Origin of the sequence: Conexibacter stalactiti (assembly GCF_033542075.1) — a bacterium.
Classification (GTDB): domain Bacteria; phylum Actinomycetota; class Thermoleophilia; order Solirubrobacterales; family Solirubrobacteraceae; genus Conexibacter; species Conexibacter stalactiti.
Genome location: NZ_JAWSTH010000057.1, coordinates 1 through 20,077, shown reverse-complemented (window position 1 = coordinate 20,077; position 20,077 = coordinate 1). Strand labels below are relative to the sequence as shown.

Annotated in this window: 13 protein-coding genes, 1 pseudogene and 1 riboswitch; of the genes and pseudogenes, 9 read left to right on the top strand and 5 right to left on the bottom strand. The window is 72.5% G+C overall.

All coding sequences use genetic code 11. The features are described from left to right. Positions 1–107: 107 nt before the first annotated feature. The 4 genes from R7226_RS19255 to R7226_RS19240 all read left to right on the top strand — a co-directional run bounded on the left by R7226_RS19255 (position 108) and on the right by R7226_RS19240 (position 8,021). Positions 108–626, top strand: a complete 519-nt coding sequence (locus R7226_RS19255) for a hypothetical protein (RefSeq protein ID WP_318598883.1) — start codon at positions 108–110, stop codon at positions 624–626. A 266-nt stretch (positions 627–892) separates the two neighbouring features. Further along, positions 893–3,004 (top strand): TolB family protein, encoded by a 2,112-nt coding sequence (locus R7226_RS19250; protein ID WP_318598881.1) that lies wholly within the window; start codon positions 893–895, stop codon positions 3,002–3,004. Positions 3,005–3,030: 26 nt separating this feature from the next. Continuing rightward, positions 3,031–5,790 carry a hypothetical protein gene (locus R7226_RS19245; RefSeq protein WP_318598879.1) on the top strand — a complete coding sequence of 920 codons (2,760 nt, stop codon included), beginning with the start codon at positions 3,031–3,033 and terminating at the stop codon, positions 5,788–5,790. After that, entirely contained in the window at positions 5,787–8,021 is a 2,235-nt protein-coding gene (locus tag R7226_RS19240) for an NHL repeat-containing protein (protein WP_318598878.1), read from the top strand. Before R7226_RS19245 ends, R7226_RS19240 begins: the two co-directional genes overlap by 4 nt. Positions 8,022–8,083: 62 nt before the next feature. Here the strand turns inward: R7226_RS19240 and R7226_RS19235 are convergent, their stop codons facing one another. Further along, entirely contained in the window at positions 8,084–8,425 is a 342-nt protein-coding gene (locus R7226_RS19235) for a rhodanese-like domain-containing protein (protein WP_318598876.1), read from the bottom strand. Between the two features lie 73 nt (positions 8,426–8,498). Here R7226_RS19235 and R7226_RS19230 point away from each other — a divergent pair, with 73 nt between their 5' ends. Next, positions 8,499–9,812 (top strand): D-arabinono-1,4-lactone oxidase, encoded by a 1,314-nt coding sequence (locus R7226_RS19230; protein ID WP_318598874.1) that lies wholly within the window; start codon positions 8,499–8,501, stop codon positions 9,810–9,812. Between the two features lie 106 nt (positions 9,813–9,918). Here the strand turns inward: R7226_RS19230 and R7226_RS19225 are convergent, their stop codons facing one another. Next, positions 9,919–11,118 (bottom strand): amino acid deaminase/aldolase, encoded by a 1,200-nt coding sequence (locus R7226_RS19225; RefSeq protein WP_318598873.1) that lies wholly within the window; start codon positions 11,116–11,118, stop codon positions 9,919–9,921. A gap of 190 nt (positions 11,119–11,308) precedes the next feature. Next, positions 11,309–11,476: riboswitch (cyclic di-AMP (ydaO/yuaA leader) on the top strand. Positions 11,477–11,613: 137 nt separating this feature from the next. Here R7226_RS19225 and R7226_RS19220 point away from each other — a divergent pair. The 3 genes from R7226_RS19220 (at position 11,614) to R7226_RS19210 (ending at position 14,497) form a co-directional block, all read left to right on the top strand. Continuing rightward, entirely contained in the window at positions 11,614–12,570 is a 957-nt protein-coding gene (locus R7226_RS19220) for a peptidoglycan-binding domain-containing protein (protein ID WP_318598871.1), read from the top strand. Between the two features lie 76 nt (positions 12,571–12,646). Beyond that, positions 12,647–13,801, top strand: a complete 1,155-nt coding sequence (locus R7226_RS19215) for an acyl-CoA dehydrogenase family protein (protein ID WP_318598869.1) — start codon at positions 12,647–12,649, stop codon at positions 13,799–13,801. Positions 13,802–13,840: 39 nt separating this feature from the next. Next, a complete protein-coding gene (locus R7226_RS19210; protein ID WP_318598868.1) occupies positions 13,841–14,497 on the top strand; it encodes a metallopeptidase family protein in 657 nt (218 codons plus the stop codon). Positions 14,498–14,502: 5 nt separating this feature from the next. Here R7226_RS19210 and R7226_RS19205 read toward each other — a convergent pair whose 3' ends face one another. Next, complete coding sequence (locus R7226_RS19205; RefSeq protein ID WP_318598867.1) at positions 14,503–17,301, bottom strand: helix-turn-helix transcriptional regulator; 2,799 nt, start codon at positions 17,299–17,301, stop codon at positions 14,503–14,505. Positions 17,302–17,491: 190 nt separating this feature from the next. Between R7226_RS19205 and R7226_RS19200 the strand changes: the two genes are divergently transcribed. Further along, positions 17,492–18,682 (top strand): acetyl-CoA C-acyltransferase, encoded by a 1,191-nt coding sequence (locus R7226_RS19200; protein ID WP_318598866.1) that lies wholly within the window; start codon positions 17,492–17,494, stop codon positions 18,680–18,682. 70 nt (positions 18,683–18,752) lie between these two features. Here the strand turns inward: R7226_RS19200 and R7226_RS19195 are convergent, their stop codons facing one another. Both R7226_RS19195 and R7226_RS19190 read right to left on the bottom strand, forming a co-directional pair. Then, positions 18,753–19,523, bottom strand: a complete 771-nt coding sequence (locus tag R7226_RS19195) for an SDR family NAD(P)-dependent oxidoreductase (protein WP_318598865.1) — start codon at positions 19,521–19,523, stop codon at positions 18,753–18,755. A 10-nt stretch (positions 19,524–19,533) separates the two neighbouring features. After that, positions 19,534–20,077 (bottom strand): annotated as a pseudogene (locus R7226_RS19190) (hypothetical protein); the annotation flags it as partial.

Here is a 20,077-nt window from a genome sequence, read left to right as displayed (position 1 = left end):
GGGGGATCCGTGTCTAGTTAATTACTGTATTGCATTCGCAGTGCGCCGTGTGTGCGCGTGCGTGTGCTCAATGCTCCCGCGCTCGCGGGAGCGAACGAGGAGATGACATGAAGAAGTTCCTGTTTGCGTCGGTTCTGGCGACGCTCGCCGCGATGGCATTTGCGTCCAGCGCGTCCGCGACGATATCGAGCCCGGCACCGGGTGGATCCGTGACCGGTTCCGGCAACGTCACGTTCAGAGGCAACATACTCAGCACGTCCTGTGCCATCAGAGTCGGCGCGACCGTCGCCACCACGACGACGGCCAACATCACCAGCGCTGCGTTCACTGGTTGTGGGTCGCTCGCCACGCTGACCGTCCTAGGTCTGCCCGGGACGCCGTGGAGAAAGTCGATCACCCTAAGCCCGCGTAACTTCACCATCACCGGTGTGCAGGTGCGTGTGCAGGTCCCGTTCGTGCTCGATTGCCTATACAGCGGATCGCTGTCGGGCACCTACACGGTCGGTGCTAATTCGAGACTAACGATCACTGCTGATGCTCTCTCGCTCGTGAGAGCCACTACTGGTGATTGCAGCAGAGACCCGACGGTGACGGGTTCGATAACGACCAACGCGACGACGGTCTGAGAACCACCTCTCGGTGGTGATCTCGTCCGGGGCGGCGTGCTGCCGCCCCGGACTGGCGTCGTTGAAGTGGCTGGTGGTCGAACGTACTTGCATTTTTCGGAGCGGCACGGCAATACTGAAAGACGGTGGTGTTTTTGAGCTTCGGCTGGCTGCCTGGCTCACGAGAGGGAGGTGTCGTTGTGGGAGGAGCGAGCGGCGGAGCCGCGCGTGGGAAGGGCGGGCCGAGGCGCCGCCCGCGAGGCGCGGCAGCGAGCGCGGCGCTCGGCGTGGTCGCCGGAGTCATGCTCACGACCGTGCCGGCGCAGGGCGCGCCGGCCGGGCGGGCATACGAGATGGTCTCCCCGCCGGCCAAGAGCAACGGCGGCGTCGTCTTCGGCCACCGCGCCTCCGACGACGGCAACGCGCTCGCGTTCCAGATGAACGCCGCCACGGGCCCGGGGGACGGGGCGTTCGCCCTGACGCCGTACGTCTCGCGTCGCACGCCGGAGGGATGGGTCTCGAACAGCGCCGCGCCGCCGATCCGCGCCGAGCACCGCGGCACCAGCGAGGTGTCCGCGTGGGCGGCCGACTTCTCCGACGACTTCTCCGAGGCGATCATCCAGACCAACGACCCGATCGACCTGGCTGATCTCGAACCGGTCGCGGGCGGCGATCTCGGCCGCGGCTTCGACCTCTATGGCTTCAGGCCGGTCGAGCGGACCGCTCGCTGGATCTCCCGTCCGGTCCCGGCGCTCGCGGCCGAGTACGGGCCCGGGGGCGCGAGCACCGCGTACGCAGGTCGCTCCCGCGATGGCCGACACATGTTCTTCACCTCGGCCAGACGGCTGGTGCCCGAGGCGCCGCTGGTCGGCGAGAACCTCTCGATCGCGTATGAGGCGGTCGACGGGCAGGTCCGGCTCGCGGCCGTGCTGCCGGACGGCAGCCCGTACGGCGGCTGGTCGCTGGTCCCGGGCACGCCCTTCATCGCCAGCGCGCGCGGCACGCAGGCGATCTCGCGCGATGGCTCGCGGATCTACTGGACCACGTCGGCCGATCCCGTCGTCGACGCGCTGTACCTGCGCGAGGACGGCGAGCGCACCTTCGTCGTCTCCGCCTCCCAGGTGTCGGGCGAGGAAGGGGAGCTGCGGGCGGGCGTCTTCATGGGCGCGACGCGCGACGGCGGGACCGTCTACTTCAACAGCCCGAGCAGTCTGACCGACGACGCGACCGGCGGCGGCCTCTACCGCTGGGACCGCGCGACCGAGCAGCTGACCTTCCTCCACGAGGGCGGCGGCTTCGATGCGACGGCGGTGCTGTCGGAACGCGGCGACCGCCTCTACTTCACGACGAGCAGCGGGGCTGATCGCGACCTCTACCTCTGGGACGAGAGCGAGGACCAGCTCAGACACGTCGCGGAGATCGGCCAGGACACCGGTCTCTACGCCGACCCGCGCCTGCGCGTCTCCTCGGACGGGCGTTTCGCGGCGTTCACCTCGACGCACTCGCTCGATCCGCGCCATGTGAGAGAGACGGTCGCGGTCTATCGCTATGACGCGGGCATCGACGAGGTCGTCTGCGCCTCATGCCGCCCTGACGGTGAGCCGAGCAGAGGGCCGTCGGAGCTGACCGCGTCGATCTCCAGATACGCCGTCCTGGCTGACGCGCGCAACGTCAACCCGCGCAACTTCGCGGCTGACGGGCGGCTCTACTTCCAGACGCCCGATCCGCTCGCGCCCGAAGACACCAATGGAGCGCTCGACGTCTACGAGTTCGATGGCGACCGCCCGACGCTGATCTCCAGCGGCAGAGGCGACGGCAGCGAGCTCGTCGACAACAGTGACGACGGCACGAGCGTGTTCTTCACGACTGCCGACGCGTTGGTGCGCAGAGACACCGACGGTGGCTACCCCGACGTCTACGTCGCGCGCGTCGGCGGCGGCTTCCCGGAAGGCGACGCCGCCGCCGAGGGCTGTCAGGGTGACGCCTGCCAGGGGCCGTCGAGCGTCGCGCCGGTCTTCCCGGCGGCAGGCAGCGCGCTCGCGCCCGACAGCGACGACCGTCCCCCGGCGGCGCCACGGCTGCGCATCGTGAGACCGGATGCGAGAGCCGTGCGGCGATTCGCCGCGGTCGGCGAGCTGACGCTGCGCCTGCGCGCGACCGCGGGCGGTGCGGTCACCGCGACCGCCAATGCGCGGATCGGCAGACGGCAGCGCGTCGTGGCGCGCGCGACGAGCGTGGTGCCGGCGGCGGGGACCGTCGCGCTGCGGCTGCGGCTCTCCGCCGCGGCGAGACGCCAGCTGACGGCGCGGCGAGTCCTGAGAGTGCGCGTCAGCGCACGGATCACGGGCGCCGCGTCCGACCCGAGCATGCTGCTCACGCTGCGGGCGGGGAGACGGTGAGAGCGATGGGGACGGAGAGGACGAAGATGGGGAAGAAAGCGCTCACCGCGGCGCTGGCCGCCGCGTGCCTCGTCACGCTCGCCGCGTCGGCGCCGGCGGCGGCGGAGTTCGGGATCGAGAGCTTCGACACCGACACGCACACGCCGATCCCGGATCCGAGCGATCCCGACGCGGCGCCGAGCAGACACCTGTCGCAGGCCGGCGCGCACGCCGACTCGACCGTGCGCTTCCGCGTCAGAACGAAGGGCGACGGCCACGGCTACACGATCACCGACGGCTCGCTGAAGGACGTCGTGCTCGACCTGCCTCCCGGCTTCGCAGGCAACCCGCAGGCAGTGCCGCAGTGCAACCCCGCCCACTTCAACAACCTGGCCGGCGAGAACTGCCCGCCGAGCACGCAGGTCGGCTTCGCGAGAACCGAGCTGCCGAACAACTCGCTCGGAAGACCGAACTTCTTCCGCACGAGCCCGGTCTACAACCTGAGACCGGCCGCGGGCGAGACGGCCGCGTTCGGCTTCTACGTCGTCTTCGTGCCGGTGAAGATAGTGGCGTCGGTTCGCTCCGACGGCGACTTCGGTCTGCGGACGACGGTCGGCAACATCAGCCAGGCGGCGACCGTCTTCGGCCAGGAGCTGACGCTGTGGGGCGTCCCGGCCGACCCGGTGCACGACTACCAGCGCTACTCCAACGGCCTCTTCTCGGCGACCGGCGCTTCGGCCGGCGTCGAGCCGAGACCGTTCCTGACGCTGCCGCCGGCCTGCAACGGCCCGCAGGTGACGACATTGAGAGCGCGTCCCTGGGGCGGTGGCGGCTGGGTCGAGACGCAGGACGTCGCCGACGACCCGGTCACCGGCGATACGTCAGGGCCGAAGGGCTGCGAGAAGCTGGGCTTCGGGGCGTCGTTGAGCATGCGCCCGAACGACACGCGCGCTGCCGCGCCGGCACCGTACACCGCGCGACTGAACGTCGCGCTCGACGAGAACCCGCGCGGCCTCGCGACCGCGAATGTGCGCAACGTGCAAGTGACGCTGCCCGAGGGCGTGTCGATCTCGCCATCGTCGGCAGACGGGCTCGGTGCCTGCCGCGCCGATCAGCTCGGTCTGGGGACGGCCGCGGAACCGACCTGTCCGGATTCCTCGAAGATCGGCGACGTCGAGATCGAGACGCCGCTGCTGCCGAGTCCGCTGACCGGCGAGGTCTACCTGCGGGCGCCGACGCCGGAGCGGATGTTCGCGATCGCGCTGGTCGTGCGCGGCCACGGGCTGCTGCTGAAGCTGCCCGGCGAGATCGATCCCGATCCCGTCACCGGCCGGATCTCGACGAGCTTCTCGAACAACCCACAGCTGCCGTTCGAGCAGCTGACGCTGCGCTTCAAGGGCGGCCCGCGCGCGCCGCTGACCAACCCGCGCGACTGCGGTCCGAAGACGACGACCACGACGATCACGTCGTGGGCCGGTCACCGCGTCACCTCCGAGGACACCTTCACGATCGACCGGGGACCGGACGGCGGACCGTGTCGTGCGCTCGGCTTCGCGCCGAGCTTCGCGGCCGGCAGCGTTGATCCCGCGGCCGGTCGCTCGTCGACCTTCACGCTCGCCTTCGGCCGCGGCGACGCCGATCACGACCTCAGCACGATCGACGTGCGGATGCCGCCGGGTCTGACCGGGCGGCTCGCGATCGCCGACCAGTGCGCCGACGCGCTCGCCGCTGCCGGCGGCTGTCCGGCGTCGGCGCGCGTCGGCAGCGTCACAGTCGGCTCCGGCGCCGGCGCAAGCCCGTTCTACCTGCCCGGTCGCGTGTACATGACCGGGCCCTACAAGGGGGCGCCGCTCGGACTCGCGATCGTGGTGCCGGCCGTCGCGGGTCCGTTCGACCTCGGCACCGTGGTGGTGCGAGCGGCCGTCTTCGTCGATCGCTCGACCGCGGCGCTGCGGGTCGTCGCGGATCCGATGCCGACGATCCTCGAGGGTGTCCCGCTGCGCGTCCGCGCGGTCAACGTGCGGATCGACCGCGACGGCTTCATGGTCAACCCGACCGGCTGCGGACGCAAGCAGGTCACCGCGACGATCGGCTCGGCCGCTGGCAGCAGCGCCGCGGTCGCCTCGCGCTTCGCGGCAGTGGACTGCGGGTCGCGGCCGCTGAAGCCGGCGATGACACTGGCGGTCGGCGCGCGCGGCAAGCTGACGAGAGGCAAGCGGACGCCGTTCACGGCGACGCTCGCGCAGACGCCTGGACAGGGCAATCTGAAGTCGGTCGAGGTGACGCTGCCGAAGACGCTCAACTCGCGCCTCGACGTCGTCAACCGCAGAGAGGCCTGCTCGATCGAGCAGTTCGCCGCCGACAGATGTCCGATGCGGGTCGGCACCGGCACGGCCGTGACGCCGCTGCTGCGGCAGCCGCTGACGGGGCCGGCGTACTTCGTCTACAACCCGGCGCGCAGACTGCCCGACCTGGTCGTGCGGTTGAAGGGCCAGGTTGCCGTCGACCTCGTCGGCAAGGTCACGATCACGAGAGATCTGCGCCTGCGAACGACGTTCGACGCAGTCCCCGACGTACCGATCTCGCGCTTCCGGCTCGCGCTCGCGAGCGGGCCGAGAAACGGCCCGATCGGTGTCGTGCGAGATCTCTGCGGCGCTGAGGCGCGCGCGGCGACGGCGTCGATCGCGTTCGTCGGCCACAACGGCAAGCGCGTCGACCTCGATCAGAGACTGCGGATCAACGGGTGCCGGGCAACGACGAGAGCACGCGGCGCGGCGAAGAAGACCCCGACGAGGAGGAACCGGTGAACAGTCGGAAGAGCCGCGCGGCGGTCGCCGCGCTCGGGGCGCTGATCGCGGCGCTCGCGTGCGCGGCGCTGCTGGCGCCCATCGCCGGCGCCGCGCCGTTCGGTCCCTACGGCGCGCTGTTCTCCAGCGGGCCAGACGGCGTCCCGAGGCATCAGGAACGGGTCGCCATCGACCGCGCGAGCGGCAACGTGCTCGTGACCAACCAGGTGACCGACACGGTCGACGTCTACGCGCCGGCCGGCACGAGCGGGACGTTGCTGACCAGCTTCGGAGCAGGTGAGCTGAGCGACCCCTTCGGGATCGCCGTCGACCAGAGAACGGGCGCCGTGTATGTCAGCGACGCCGGCAACAACAGGATCGCGCGGTACACCGTCGTGCCAGGCGATCCGCCGGCCTACACGCCCGACGGCGCGTTCACCGGTCCGGCGCAGGGCAGCGGCGCCGGTGAGATCGGCAGCTTCGCCGCGCCGCTGGCGATCGACGGGGCCGCAGACAGACTGCTGGTCGCCGACCCCGGCAACCAGCGGGTTCTGCGGCTCACGCTCACCGGCGCTGACGGTGGACTCGACTTCGACGGTTCCGACTCGCCCGACGGCGTCTTCACGGGGCTGCTCGACATCGCGGTCGACTCGACCGGAGACGTCGTCGTCGTGGACTCGACCGGCGACGTCGCGAACGGGGGCGGCGACAGCCGTGTGCTGCGCTTCGACGCGGCCGGGACCTACGAGGCGCGGATCGGCGCCGCGCTGTCGCGCCCGGCGACGGTCGCGATCCGGCCGCAGGGCGACGAGGTGCTCGTGTCGTGGAACCAGGACGCCGTCACGCGCGACGAGTCCGCGCAGATCGACCTGTTCGCCAGCGACGGCACCGGGCTCGGCACGCTGCCGGCCGCGCCGGCCGCGCTCTACTCGGTGATCACGGGGATGGCGGTTGCCGACGGTTCCGACGGCAGCCTCTACGTTGGCACGGATGTCGACCGCGCCTTCGGCGGCGCCTATGGCACCTGGAGCGTGCAGACGTACGTCCCGCCGAGCGCGCCGACGGTCGCCGACGAGGCCGTCGCCACCGCCGGCATCGCCGTGGCCGACGTGACGGGCACGGTCGCGACCAACGGTGCGGACACGTCGTATCGCGTCGAGTTCGGCCGCGCCGGCGAAGGCTACGGCGAGAGCTCAGCCGTCGAGGTCCTGCCGCACGCCGCGGATCCGCAGACGGTCACGGTCAGACTGACGGGGCTGGAGCCCGACACCGACTACGAGTTCCGCTTCGTCGTCGACAACGGCGTCGGCGGTCCGGTCACCGGCAGCGGCGGCACGTTCTCGACGCTGCCGTCGCTGGCGCTGGCGACGCTCGGCGCGGCGACGGACGTCACGCGCGGCGCCGCGACCGTCCACGCGCAGATCGAGACCCACGGTGCCGTGGGCAGATACGCCTTCACGGTCGCCGAGGTCGGCGGCCCCGAACGGCACGCGCTGCCGCTGACCGAGCTGCCGGCCAGCTTCGGGCCGACAGCGGTCTCGGGACGGGTGGGCGGCCTGTCGCCTGGCAAGACCTACACGGTCGAGCTGCACGTCCGCACCGTCAGCGGCACGGTCATCCCCGCGCCGGTGCGCTTCTCGACGTTGCCGCTGCCGGCGAGACCGCCGGTGAGCCGCGGTGGCGATGACGGCACGCGCGCCTATGGCTGTGCGGCACCGCGCCTCACCGGCACGAGCGGCACGGCACGTCGTGGAGGTCAGCTGACGCTGACGGGCTCCGACCTCGGCACCTATGGCGTCGTCACGGTGGACGGCGTGCAAGCCGAGATCCGCGCCTACGCCGCCGATCGTGTGACGGTCGTCGTGCCGGATGACGCGGCACGCAGAGCACGCGTGACGCTCGACTGCGGCCGTGCGACCCAGCCGCTCACCGTCGCGGTCGGCGGCGCGGGAGCGCTTCGTCCGACGCTCGCGGCCGCCAACGTCAGAGGCGCGCGGGCGACGCTGTCGGTGCGAACGCCGGGGAGAGGCGTCGTCCTGGTACGCGGCGGCAGACTGCTGCGCGCCGGCTCCGCGAGATCGACGAGAACGGGGACCGTGCGCGTGGGCGTCGTGCTCAGCAGAGCCGGAAGACGCGCGCTCGCGCGTGCGAGAAGCGGTCGTCTGCGGGTGCCGGTGACGGTCCGCTTCCAACCGCCGCGTGGCGGTGGCAGCGCGACCACCCTGCGGGCGACGCTCCTCTTCAGACGCTGAGCGGGGGCGGAACGCGACCAGGGGAGGGCGGTGACGAGCGCGGGCTCGTCACCGCCGCCGCCTCAGTGGTCGGCGACGCTGCCGTCGGGGTCGGCGAGCGGGAGGCCGCCGTCGACCCAGGCGACGATGCCGCCCGTCATGTTGCGCGCGTCCCAGCCGGAGGCGCGGAAGGCGTCGGTCGCCATCTGGGAGCGGCCGCCGACGCGGCAGTAGAAGACCACGGGCCGGTTCGGGTCGAGCTGCTCGGCGGCCGTCATCAGCTCGCCGAGCGGGATGTGGCGGTCGCCGGCGATCGCGCCGGCCTCGTGCTCGTGCGGCTCGCGCACGTCGACGAGCTGGACGGAGTCGTCCTCGGCGAGCAGCGCCTGGACCTCGGCGGGCGTGTGTTCGGTCGGGCTGGACATGCTCTGGAGGATAGTGGGGCCACCGCCGCTCCGACCCGCGCGAAGCGGCACGTGGGCGGGGTACGCTGACCGCATGTGGCGCAACTGGGCAGGCGACGAGAGCTGCCGGCCGCGCGTGATCGAGCGGCCGGGCTCTGTCGCCGAGGTCGCCGCCGCGCTGGAACGGGCCGAGACGGCCGGGGAGCGGCTGCGGGTCGCGGGCTCCGGTCACTCCTTCACCGACGTCGCGTGCAGCGACGAGCGGCTGATGACGTTGGAGCGGATGGGCCGCGTGCTCGACGTCGACCGTGCGAGCGGGCTCGTGCGGGTCGAGGGCGGGATCACGCTGCGGGCGCTCAACGCTGAGCTGGCCGCTCACGGCCTCGCGCTCGAGAACCTCGGCGACATCGACGCGCAGACGGTCGCGGGCGCGATCTCGACCGCGACGCACGGGACCGGCGCGCGGCTGCCGAACCTCTCCGCGCAGGCGGAGGCGGTCGAGCTGGTGCTCGCCGACGGCAGCACGCGCCGCTTCGCCGCCACCGACGCCGACCGCGACCCCTACCTCGCCGCGCGCGTCGGGGTCGGCAGCCTCGGCGTCATCAGCGCCGTGACGCTGCGCTGCGTCCCCGCCTTCACGCTCCATGGCGTCGACGCCCCGGCGCCGCTGGCGGAGACGCTGGAGCGGCTGGATCAGCACGGCGCCGCCAACGACCACTTCGAGTTCTACGTCTTCCCGTACGCGCGCACGGCGCTGACACGCACCAACAACCGCGTCGAGGCGCCGCCGCGGCCGCGCTCGCCGCGCCGCGCGTGGGCCGAGGACGTGCTGCTGACCAACCACGCCTTCCATGCCTTCTGCCTCGCCGGGCGGGCGGCCCCGCCGCTGATCCCGGCGCTCAACCGGATCGTCACGCGCGTCGCCGGCAGCAGCGAGAAGACCGACCGCAGCGACCGTGTGTTCGCGACGAGACGGCTCGTGCGTTTCACCGAGATGGAGTACGCGCTCCCGCGCGAGCAGACCGCGGCGGCGCTGCGGCGCGTGCTGGCGCTGATCGAGCAGCGCAGGCTGGCCGTCCCGTTCCCGATCGAGGTGCGGCTGGTCGCCCCCGACGACGCGCTGCTGAGCCCCGTGCACGGCCGCGAGAGCGGCTACATCGCCGTCCACATGTTCCGCGGGATGGAATGGCGGCCGTACTTCCGCGCCGTCGAGCAGATCATGGACGAGCACGATGGCCGTCCGCACTGGGGCAAGCGCCACTTCCAGACCGCGGCGACGCTGCGCCCCCGCTATCCCGCCTGGGATCGCTTCCAGGCGGTGCGGGGCCGGCTCGACCCGGCCGGCCGCTTCGGGAATATGTACACCGACCGCGTCCTCGGTCCGGTCGGGACGCCGATCGCGGCGTAACGCTCCTCAACCCGCTGGCAGCTGGCCGATCGCGGTTTGATGCCTCAGGGTCGAGTCGAGGGTGAGAGTCGCCCGTCAGGTGCCGCCCCGGAGGCGACATAACGTCTCAGAGGAAGCTCTGGCCCTCGCCACGGTAGGTCGGCACCGTCTCGACCACGTGCTCGCCCTCGATCAGGTGCAGCTCCGCGAACCGCTCGCACATCTCGCCGGCCTTCGCGTGGCGGAACCAGACGCGGTCGCCGACGCGCAGGCTGCCGGCGGCGGCGCCCAGCAGCGGCGTCTGCACCTCGCCGGCGCCCTCCTGGCTGTCGAGCTTCAACCCCGCCGGCAGCAGCGGCCGCGGCAGCCGTGCGCGGTCGGCCGGACCGGAGGCGAGGTAGCCGCCGCCGAGCGCCGTCGCGACGTGCCGACCGGGCCGGCGCACGACCGGCAGCGCGAACAGCGCCGCCGGCAGCGGCGAGAAGCGCGTGTAGGCGTCGAACAGCGTCGGGCCGTACAGGCCCGATCCGGCCGCGATCTCCGTCACGGCGGGCTCCGCCGCGGTCGTCTCGATGCTGCCGGTGCCGCCGCCGTTGACGAACTCCAGCGGCGCCACCGCCTCCACGGCCGCGACGATCGCGGCACGCCGCTGCGCCAGCTCGCGCACCGAGGCGCGCTGCATCGCCCGCACCGCGACCCCTCTCAGCGGATTTCCGGGCGGCCGGTCGCCGACGCCCGCGATCTGCGACTCGTAGGCCATGATCCCGACCAGCCTGAAGGCCGGCCGTGCGACGATCGCCCGCGCCAGCGCCGCCGCCTGGGCCGGCGTGTGCAGCGGTGAGCGCTTGGCGCCGATGCGGATCCGCCCGCGCAGCGGCCGCCAGCCGGCGTCGGCGTCGATGCAGAGGCGGATCGGGCCAGCCCCGCCGACCGCGCGCTCGATCAGCTCCAGCTGGGCGAGATCGTCGACCATCAGCGCGATCCCGCCGTCGTCAGCCCGGCTCGCCAGCGCCCGCAGGGCGGCACGGTCGACCGTCGGGTAGGCGACGACGAGGTCGCGCAGGCCGTGGTCGGCGAGCCACAGCGCCTCCGGCAGCGTGAACGCCAGCGTGCCCTGGAAGCCGGGATCGGAGGCGAGCGTCCGCTCCAGCAGCGCACGGCAGCGGATCGACTTGCTCGCGAGCCGGATCGGCCGCCCGCCGGCCCGTCGCAGCAGGTCGCGGGCATTGGCGCCGTACGCGTCGAGGTCGACGGCGGCGAACGGCGGGTCGAGCGCGGCGGTCGCGCGATCGAGCCGCGCCAGCTGCTGCTCGGGGGAGGCTGCCACGGCCCGGCACGATAGCGCCCGGGCGCCCGGTTGGCTCCATAAACCGTTTTTCCAGGGCGTCATAAACGGCGGTTTCAAAGGTCACCGCTTCATAACGCGCGCCTACGCGCGCGATGCGTCCAGTTTCAGCTGGTCGGATCCATAACCGGTCGACATCGCTCCGCAGCCCTTGCTAGCCTGCTCGCGTCGTTCAAGAACCCAGCCGAATCCCCAGCGTCGCAACCGCCGGGGAGCGGGGGAACCAAAGAGTCCGCCTTCAACAGGACTCAGGGGCGAATCGTCGTAAGGGATACGACGTAGCGCTGCTCTTTCTGCGCGAGCCCGTCAGCTAACCCCGCAGGCGCCCGAAAGAGAAGGGGTTGCACCTTGTCGTTCACTGCTGTGCTGTCTGCCAAACGCATGTCTGCGACCGTTGTCGCGGCAGCGGCAGCCGCGCTGCTCATCTCGTCTACAGCGTCGGGCGCCGCGCTCGGTAGACGTACGCTCACGCAGGGCATGAGCGGCCAGGACGTCCGCGTCCTCCAAGACTTCCTCACCAGAGCCGGCTTCTCGACGCCCGTCGGCGGCGACTTCGGTCCGATCACGTTCGGCAACGTCAAGAAGTTCGAGAAGAGAAACGGCCTCGCGGTCGACGGCGTCGTCGACGCCGACTTCGTCGCGAAGCTGCGCGCGATCGCCGACCCGAAGGGCGCGAGAACGACCACCGCGCCCGGCGCGACGGACACGACCACCATCGCCGCGCCGACCACCACCACCGCGCCCAAGGGCCGCGTCGGCCGCACGCTCGGCGCCCGCGTCCTGAAGAAGGGCATGAGCGGCCAGGACGTGCGCGTGCTGCAGGACTACCTCGGCCGCGCCGGTTTCACGGCCGGGATCGACGGTTCCTTTGGCCCCGGCACGCTGCGCCTCGTCAAGCGCTTCCAGCAGGCGCAGGAGCTGCCCGTCACCGGCGTCGTCGACGCGACCACGGTCGCCTCGCTGCGCAGAATCGGGGACACCACCAGCGCCGGCGGCGCCGACTTCGATATGACGACGGTCGCCGCGCCGGTCGGCAGAGCGAAGCTGCTCTCCAACGGCCTCGCCGTCGCTCCGTCCGACGCTCCGCAGGTCGTCAAGGACGTGATCGCGGCCGGCAACGAGATCGCGACCAAGCCGTACGTCTACGGCGGCGGTCACGGCAAGTGGCAGGATCGCGGTTACGACTGCTCCGGCTCGGTCAGCTACGCGCTCCACTTCGCCGGTCTGCTGGAGGAGTCGATGCCCTCCGGCAGCTTCAACAACTGGGAAGAGTCGGGCAGAGGTCAGTGGATCACGACCTACTCCCACGGCAGCCACATGTACATGGTGGTCGCCGGGCTCCGCTTCGACACCAGCGGCGCTGACCCGTCGCGCTGGCAGACCGAGACGCGCTCCTCGAGTGGCTTCACGGCTCGCCACCCCGCCGGGCTCTGAGACAGCCTGCTCAGGCGATAGGCGACAGTTCACGTATCGGGGGCCTCCACGGGAGGCCCTCAGTACGATCGGCTGCATGTCCGCACTTGCCGATGCCTACGCCCTCTCCGACGAGCAACGCGACTTTCGCGACACGATCCGGAAGGTCGCCCAGGAGCGCGTGGCACCGCGCGCCGCAGAGATCGACGCGAAGGCCGAATACCCGTGGGACCTGCGGGAGCTGTTCGCCGAGCTGAACCTGTTCGGTCTGCCCTTCGAGCCTGAGCACGGCGGCACCGGCACGGGTGTCCTGATGCTCAACATCGCCGTCGAGGAGATCGCGAAGGCCTGCGCCTCGACCGCGCTGATGCTGATGGTGCAAGAGCTCGGCACGCTCCCGATCAAGCTGTTCGGCAGCGACGAGCTGAAGGAGCGCTTCCTGCCGAAGTGCGCGACCGGCGAGTGGACTCCCGCCTTCGCGCTGTCGGAGCCGGAGGCCGGCTCCGATCCGGGCGGCATGATCACGAAGGCCGTCCGCGACGGCGACGAGTGGATCGTCACCGGCACGAAGAACTGGATCTCGAACCTCGGCGTCGCCGACTTCTACATCGTCTTCGCCGTCACCGACCCGACGGCCGGCCACTCGAAGGGCATCAGCGCCTTCGTCGTCGAGAGAACCCGCCCCGGCTTCTCCGTCGGCAACTACGAGCACAAGCTCGGCATCAAGGGCAGCCCGACCGGCCAGCCGATCTTCGACGAGGTGCGGATCCCGGCCGGGAACCTGATCGGCGAGGTCAACAAGGGCATGCATGTCGCGCTCGGGACGCTCGACTACTCGCGTCTCGGCGTCGCCGCGCAGGCGCTCGGCATCGCCCAGGGTGCGACCGACTACGCCGCCGCCTACGCGCGCGAGCGCAGACAGTTCGGCAAGTCGATCAACCAGTTCCAGGGGATCCAGTTCAAGCTCGCCGACATGGAGACGCAGACGGCCGCCGGCCGCGAGCTGCTCTACCAGGCCTGTGCGAAGGCCGATCGCGGCGACGCCGACCGCGGCAAGTACTCCGCGATGGCCAAGCTCTTCAACTCCGACAACGCGATGCGCGTGACGGTCGAGGCGGTCCAGATCCTCGGCGGCTACGGCTACGTCAACGAGTACCCCGTCGAGCGGATGCTGCGTGACGCGAAGATCACGCAGATCTACGAGGGCACGAACGAGATTCAGCGCGTCGTCATCGCCCGCTCACTCCGGTAACACGCACTCGTCGCGACCGGCTACCGTAGGTGCACGCCCATGCGTGCACCTACGCCAAAGCGCATCCTCTTCGCCGCCTTCGTCGCGCTACTGATCGGCATCGCGGTCATAACCCTCTACCAGGGGTTCGCGACCGACTACCCGATGCGGCTGTTCCAGGGGATCGCGGTCGCGGCTGCCGGCGTGGTCGTCGTCGCCTTCCTGATGTCGCTGATCACCGGCCCGCTGGCCGGCTGGCGCGACCCCGAGAGCGACGAGGAGTTCGACGAGCTGGTCGACCGCAGCGAGCGGCTCGCGCGCGAGGGCTCGTGGGGCGAGGTCGACGACGACCTCTACGGCGACGATGATGACGACGACGAGGACGACCTCTTCGACCCGTGGAACGAGGAGGACTTCCAGACGATCGTGCGGCGCGCCGTCGACGAGCTGCCGCTGGAGTTCCACCGCGCGCTCGAGCATGTCGCGATCGTCGTCTCCGACGGCGGTCGCCGTCGCGGCGCCTACGGCCTGTACCACGGCGACACCGTCGCGCGCGATGGCTTCGCCGACCGCATCATCATCTACCGCGACACGCTGCTGCGCGACTTCGGGCACAACCCCGACCTGCTGCGCGCACAGGTGACCCGCACGCTGCGCCATGAGCTGGCGCACCACCTCGGCTGGGACGAGGACGGCGTGCGCGGGCTCGGGCTGTAAGACGCCTACGCCGGCGCCAGCGCGCCGGCCAGCTCGCGCCGCGAGCGGATCCCGAGCTTGCGGTAGGCGTTGGTGAGGTGGACCTCGATCGTCTTCGGCGTGACGTAGAGCGCCTGCGCGATGTCGCGGTTGGAGCGGCCGGCGGCGGCGAGGTCGACGACGCGCCGCTCGCTCGCCGTCAGCGCCTCGACGCCGGCCAGCGCGTCGGTGCGCGGTCGCGCACCGGCCGCGTACAGCTCGCCGCGGACCTGCTCGGCCAGGCCCGCCGCCGCGCAGGCGCTCGCCAGCTCCAGCGCCCGCCGCAGCGGCTCGCGCGAGGCGGCCGGCTCGCGGCCGCGCCGCAGCGCGCCGCCGTAGGCGAACAGCGCCTTCGCGTGCTCCAGCCGCGCGGCGCTGCCGGCAAGCACGTCGACCGCGTCGCGCAGGTGGTCGAGGCCCTCCTCGCGCTCGATCGTGCCGAGGATCCGCAGCGCCCGTCCATGCCACCACGGCGCGCCCCAGCGCTGCGCGCGGGCGAGGTCGTCGCGCGCCAGCTCCAGCGCCCGCTCGCGCGCGCCGAGGCGGTCGTGCGCGAGCGCCGCGAGCGACCGCCACGGCAGGCCGGGCGTGCTCGTGAAGCGGCCGTCGAGCTGTCTGAGCGCGTCCGCGGCGACGATCGCCTGCCCGGGATCGTCCTCCGCGATCGCCAGCTCCATCCGCGCGAACCAGTTGTAGCGCAGCGCTTCGGAGCGGATCCCGGAGGTCTCGGGCAGCAGCTCGCGGATCGCGCGGGCGCCGTCGAGATCGCCGCGTTCGAGCAGCGTCACGATCAGGAACATCGAGAAGTACGCGCGCGCGTCGTCACCGTAGCCCCACTCGGCGATCTCCTCGACCGAGCCGCGGATCAGCCGCTCGGCCTGATCCAGCTCGCCGCGGCGGAAGAGCGCGAAGCCGTGCCAGCCGTTGATCGCCGATATCCCCAGCAGCGAGCCGCGGCGATGCGCGTCGGCGTCGGCCGCCTCCCACGCGGGGATCGCGTCCTCGCTGTCGGCGAGCGTCAGCACGATCAGTGCGACGACGCCGAGCAGGCCGGGGTCGAAGGCGACCAGGTCGCCGCCGGCGAGCGCCTGCCGCGCCAGCGCCGCGCAGTGCTCGGCATTGCCGCCGGTGTAGGCCCACTCGACCGCCGCGACCGCCGCCAGCGCCTTCGCGCCGACGCCCGCGCCCGGCGGCAGCGGATTCCGCTTCTCGCTCAGCCACATCAGCTCGATGTGGCCGCTGGCGCCGAAGAAGATCGACATCGCCTCGAGCGCCAGCAGCCCGTCGCGCAGGTCGCTCAGCTCGTCCGGCAGCTGCGCGGCGGTCGTGCGCGCGAGGTCGGCCGACTCGACGACGGCGCCGGTGAAGGTCAACGCGCGGCCGAGCACGTTGGCGACCATCGACTTGGCGACCGGCTCGTCGATCTGCCCGTACGCCTCGCGCAGGTGCTCGATCGAGGCGGGGCCGTCGGTCAGCGCCTCGGCCGCGCCCAGCTCGAACAGCAGCCGTGCGCGGAAGCCGTCGCCGCGCTCCTCCGGCGGCTCGGCGAGCGCCCGCCGCAGGTAGGCGACGGCGCCGTCCGCGGCGCCGCGCCGGCGCGCGGCGGTGCCGGCCTCGTGCAGCGTCTCCGCGACCCACGTCTGACCGCGCGGCGGCGTCAGCAGCAGTTGCGCGGCGAGGTGGTCGAGGCTGGCGCCGGCGGCCGCGAGCTGATCGGCGGCGCGCGCGTGCTCGAGCGCCCGCTCGACCGGCGACAGCTCGCGGTAGACGGTCTCGCGCACGAGCGGGTGGACGAAGTCCAGCGGCGAGCCGGGGGCGAGGATGTCGGCCCGCGTCAGCTCTCCGATCGCGGCGGCGGCACGCGCCTCGTCGATCCCGGCGAGTGTCGCGACCGCCGGCAGCTCCGCCGACTCGCCCAGCACGGCGACGGCACGGGCGACCGGGACGGCGTCCGCGGGCAGCCGTGCCAGCCGCAGCAGCACGGTGCGAGAGGCGCCCCTGGGCCCGATCTCGCGCACCAGCGGCGCGTTGGCGGCCAGCGGCGCGACCGCGTCACCGGCGAGCGCCGTCAGCAGCTGGCGGAGCAGCAGCGGGTTGCCGCCGGTCGCGGTGAAGCAGGCGGAGCGGAAGACCGGGTCGGGGACGGTCCCGAGACGGTCGCGCACGAGCGCGCCGACGGCCAGCTCGCTGAGCGGGCCGGGCGAGATCGCGACGGTCGCGGGGTCGTGGCCCAGCTCGGCCAGCAGCGACGGGTCGGTGCCCGGCTCGGTCGAGCGGATCGTCGCGCCGATGAGGATCGGCACGCCCTCCAGCCGCCGCACGAGGTAGGCGAGGAAGCGCAGCGACGGACGGTCGCACCAGTGCAGGTCGTCGATCGACAGCATCAGCGGCGCGGACTCGGAGAGGTTGAGCGCCAGCCAGTAGAGGCCGTGCAGGACCGCGAATGAGGTGTCGGTGCCGTCGTCGGCCTCGCCGAGCGGGGCGAAGGCCGCGCGGGCGGGCGCGGCGGCGCCGTCGAAGGCGCTCGGGTCGGCGAGCGCGGCGGCCTCGAACAGCTGCCGCACGACGCCGAAGGGGAACTCGCGCTCCAGTTCGCCGACGCGCGCGGCAAGCACCCGCAGGCGCGGGTCGGCGCCACGGCGGGCGGACGCGAGCAGCTGGCTCTTGCCGATCCCGGCCGGGCCTTCGATCAGGAGCAGGCGGCCGCTGCCGGCGCTCGCGTCGGCGATCAGCTCGTCGACGGCGGTCAGCTCGCGGTCGCGCTCCAGCAGGACGGCGTCAGTCATCGGACGCCATCGTATGCGCGGCGGGCGCCGCTGGCGAGCGGCGGCCCAGAAATCTGCGGGGCGTGGGCGAGCGGCGTCGTTCGCGCGCGCGGCCGGCTATCTTCTGCGGCAGGCCCCCGTGGAGTGAGACCGCCGGGGATGACGATGCCCGTGGAGTGAGACCGCCGGGCACCTCACGAAAGGAATCACCATGGCTGAAGCCGTGATCGTCGACGCCGTTCGCACGCCGATCGGCCGCGCCGGCAAGGGCTCGCTGCGCTCCGTGCGCGCCGACGACCTCGCCGCGATCCCGCTCAGAGCGATCCTCGCGCGCAACCCGCAGCTCGACCCCGCCGACGTCGTCGACGTGATGATGGGCGCCGCCAACGGCAGCGGGGAGCAGGGCTACAACGTCGGTCGCAACGCGTCGCTGCTGGCGGGGCTGCCGATATCGGTGCCGGGCTGCACCGTCAACCGCTTCTGCGCCTCGTCGCTGCAGACGCTGCGGATGGCCTTCCACGCGATCAGAGCGGGGGAGGGAGACGTCTACATCGCCGCCGGCGTCGAGGCCGTCTCGCGCGCCGAGGGCGCCCCGGTCCCGTTCCATCCGCAGCTCGACGGCTCGCCGGGCTCGCTGGTGAACGTCTACATCCCGATGGGCCTGACGGCGGAGAACGTCGCCGACCGCGAGGGGATCACGCGCGAGCAGCAGGACCGCTGGGCGCTGCTCTCGCAGACACGCGCGGTCGCCGCGCAGGCCGACGGCCACTTCGACCGGGAGATCGTCGCCGTCGAGGTGCCCGAGCACGTCGAGACGACGCCGGAGGGCGAGGAGGTGACGGTCGCCGCCGCGACGGTCACCAAGGACGACGGCCCGCGTCCGGGCACGACGGCCGAGAAGCTGGCGGCGCTGAAGCCGGTCTTCAGAGCCGACGGCACCGTCACCGCCGGCAACGCCTGCCCGCTCAACGACGGCGCCGCCGCCGTGCTGGTGATGTCGGAGGAGAAGGCGAACGCGCTCGGCCTGAAGCCGCGCGCCCGCATCATCGCCTCCGCGATCGGCGCGCTGGAGCCGGAGTACATGGGCCTCGGCCCGATCCCGGCGGTGCGCAACGTGCTCAAGCAGGCCGGCATGTCGATCGGCGACGTCGACGTGATCGAGCTGAACGAGGCGTTCGCCGCCCAGGTCGTGCCGTGCCAGGCCGAGTGGGGCGTCTCCGACGAGCAGCTCAACCCGTTCGGCGGCGCGATCGCCCTCGGTCACCCGTTCGGGATGACCGGCGCCCGCATCATGACGACGCTCCTGAACGACCTCGAGACGCTCGACAAGACGATCGGCCTCGAGACGATGTGCGTCGCCGGCGGCATGGGCCAGGCGATGCTGGTGGAGCGTTTGAACTAGTGCTTCGCATTGCGAGTTCCACGTCAGCGCGCCGCACCCCGGTGCGCTGGCGGGAACTCGCGGCCGCGGGCTAGCGAGGCGGCATTCGCAAGGCCCCGTCCAAGCGGATCACCTCGCCGTTGAGCATCGCGTTCTCGGCGACGTGGGCGGCGAGCGCGCCGAACTCGGCCGGGTCGCCGAGGCGGGAGGGGAAGGGGACCTGGCGGCCCAGCTCGGTGCGGGCCGGCTCGGGCAGCGCCGCCAGCAGCGGCGTGTCGAAGGTGCCGGGTGCGATCGTCACGACGCGGATCCCGTACTGCGCGAGGTCACGCGCGGCAGGCAGCGTGAGGCCGACGATCCCGCCCTTGGAGGCGGCGTAGGCGAGCTGGCCGATCTGGCCGTCGTACGCGGCGATCGAGGCGGTCAGCAGGCAGAGGCCGCGTTCGCCGCCGGTGTCGGGCGCGTTGCCTCTCATCGCGTCGGCGGCGAGGCGCAGCACGTTGAACGTGCCGAGCAGGTTGACGCCGAGCACGCGCTGAAACGCCTCCAGCGCGTGCGGTCCTCGCTTGGAGATCGTCCGCTCCGCATGGCCGACGCCCGCGCAGCAGACGGCGATCCGCAGACCGCCGGCGGTCGTGGTGGCCGCTTCGGCGACGGCCGCGGCGAGGCTGTCGGCGTCGGTCACGTCGGCGGCGGCGAAGGCCGCGCGCTCGCCCAGCTCGGCCGCGAGCGCGGCGCCGCGCTGCTCGTCGCGGTCGGCGATCGTCACGTGCGCGCCGGCCTCGTGCAGCCGCCGCACGGTCGCCTCTCCGAGCCCCGACGCACCCCCGGCGACGAGCGCCCCGCTGTTCTCGATCTGCATGCGCGCGACGCTACCTGTCCAGCGCCTCGACCGCCTCCGCCAGCCGCGGCTCCAGCTGCCGCAGCGCGACGAGGTGCTGCCGCGACCATGCGATCGTCGCGATCTGACGCAGCGGCGCCGCGGCCGCGTCGTCGTCCTCGTCGTCGCCGCGCAGCAGCCGCACACCCGCGGCGGTGAGGTCGTCGTCGGGCGGGATCGGCGGCGGTGCGGCGTGCGCGGCGATTGCCGTGCCGAGCGCGGTCAGCCACTCGCTCAGCTCGGCCGTCTCCGCTTCCAGTCGCGCGCGGCGGCGGGCGAGCTCCGGCGCCGCGGCGGCGCCGTCGAGCGGCAGCAGCACGTGGGCGGTGCGCAGCGAGTGCGCGGCACGGCGGACGCGGCCGCCGCCGGCGACGAGCCGCGCGATCTCGGCGAACGGCGCCTGCTGCCCGGCCGGTTCGGCGAGGAACTGGCGGAAAGCGTCGTCGAGCCGGCGCGCGTCGGCGACCGAGCCCGCGACCAGCCGTGCCAGATCCGCGTCGTCGCCCGCCGCGAGCCCGGCGCTCGCGCTCGCGGCC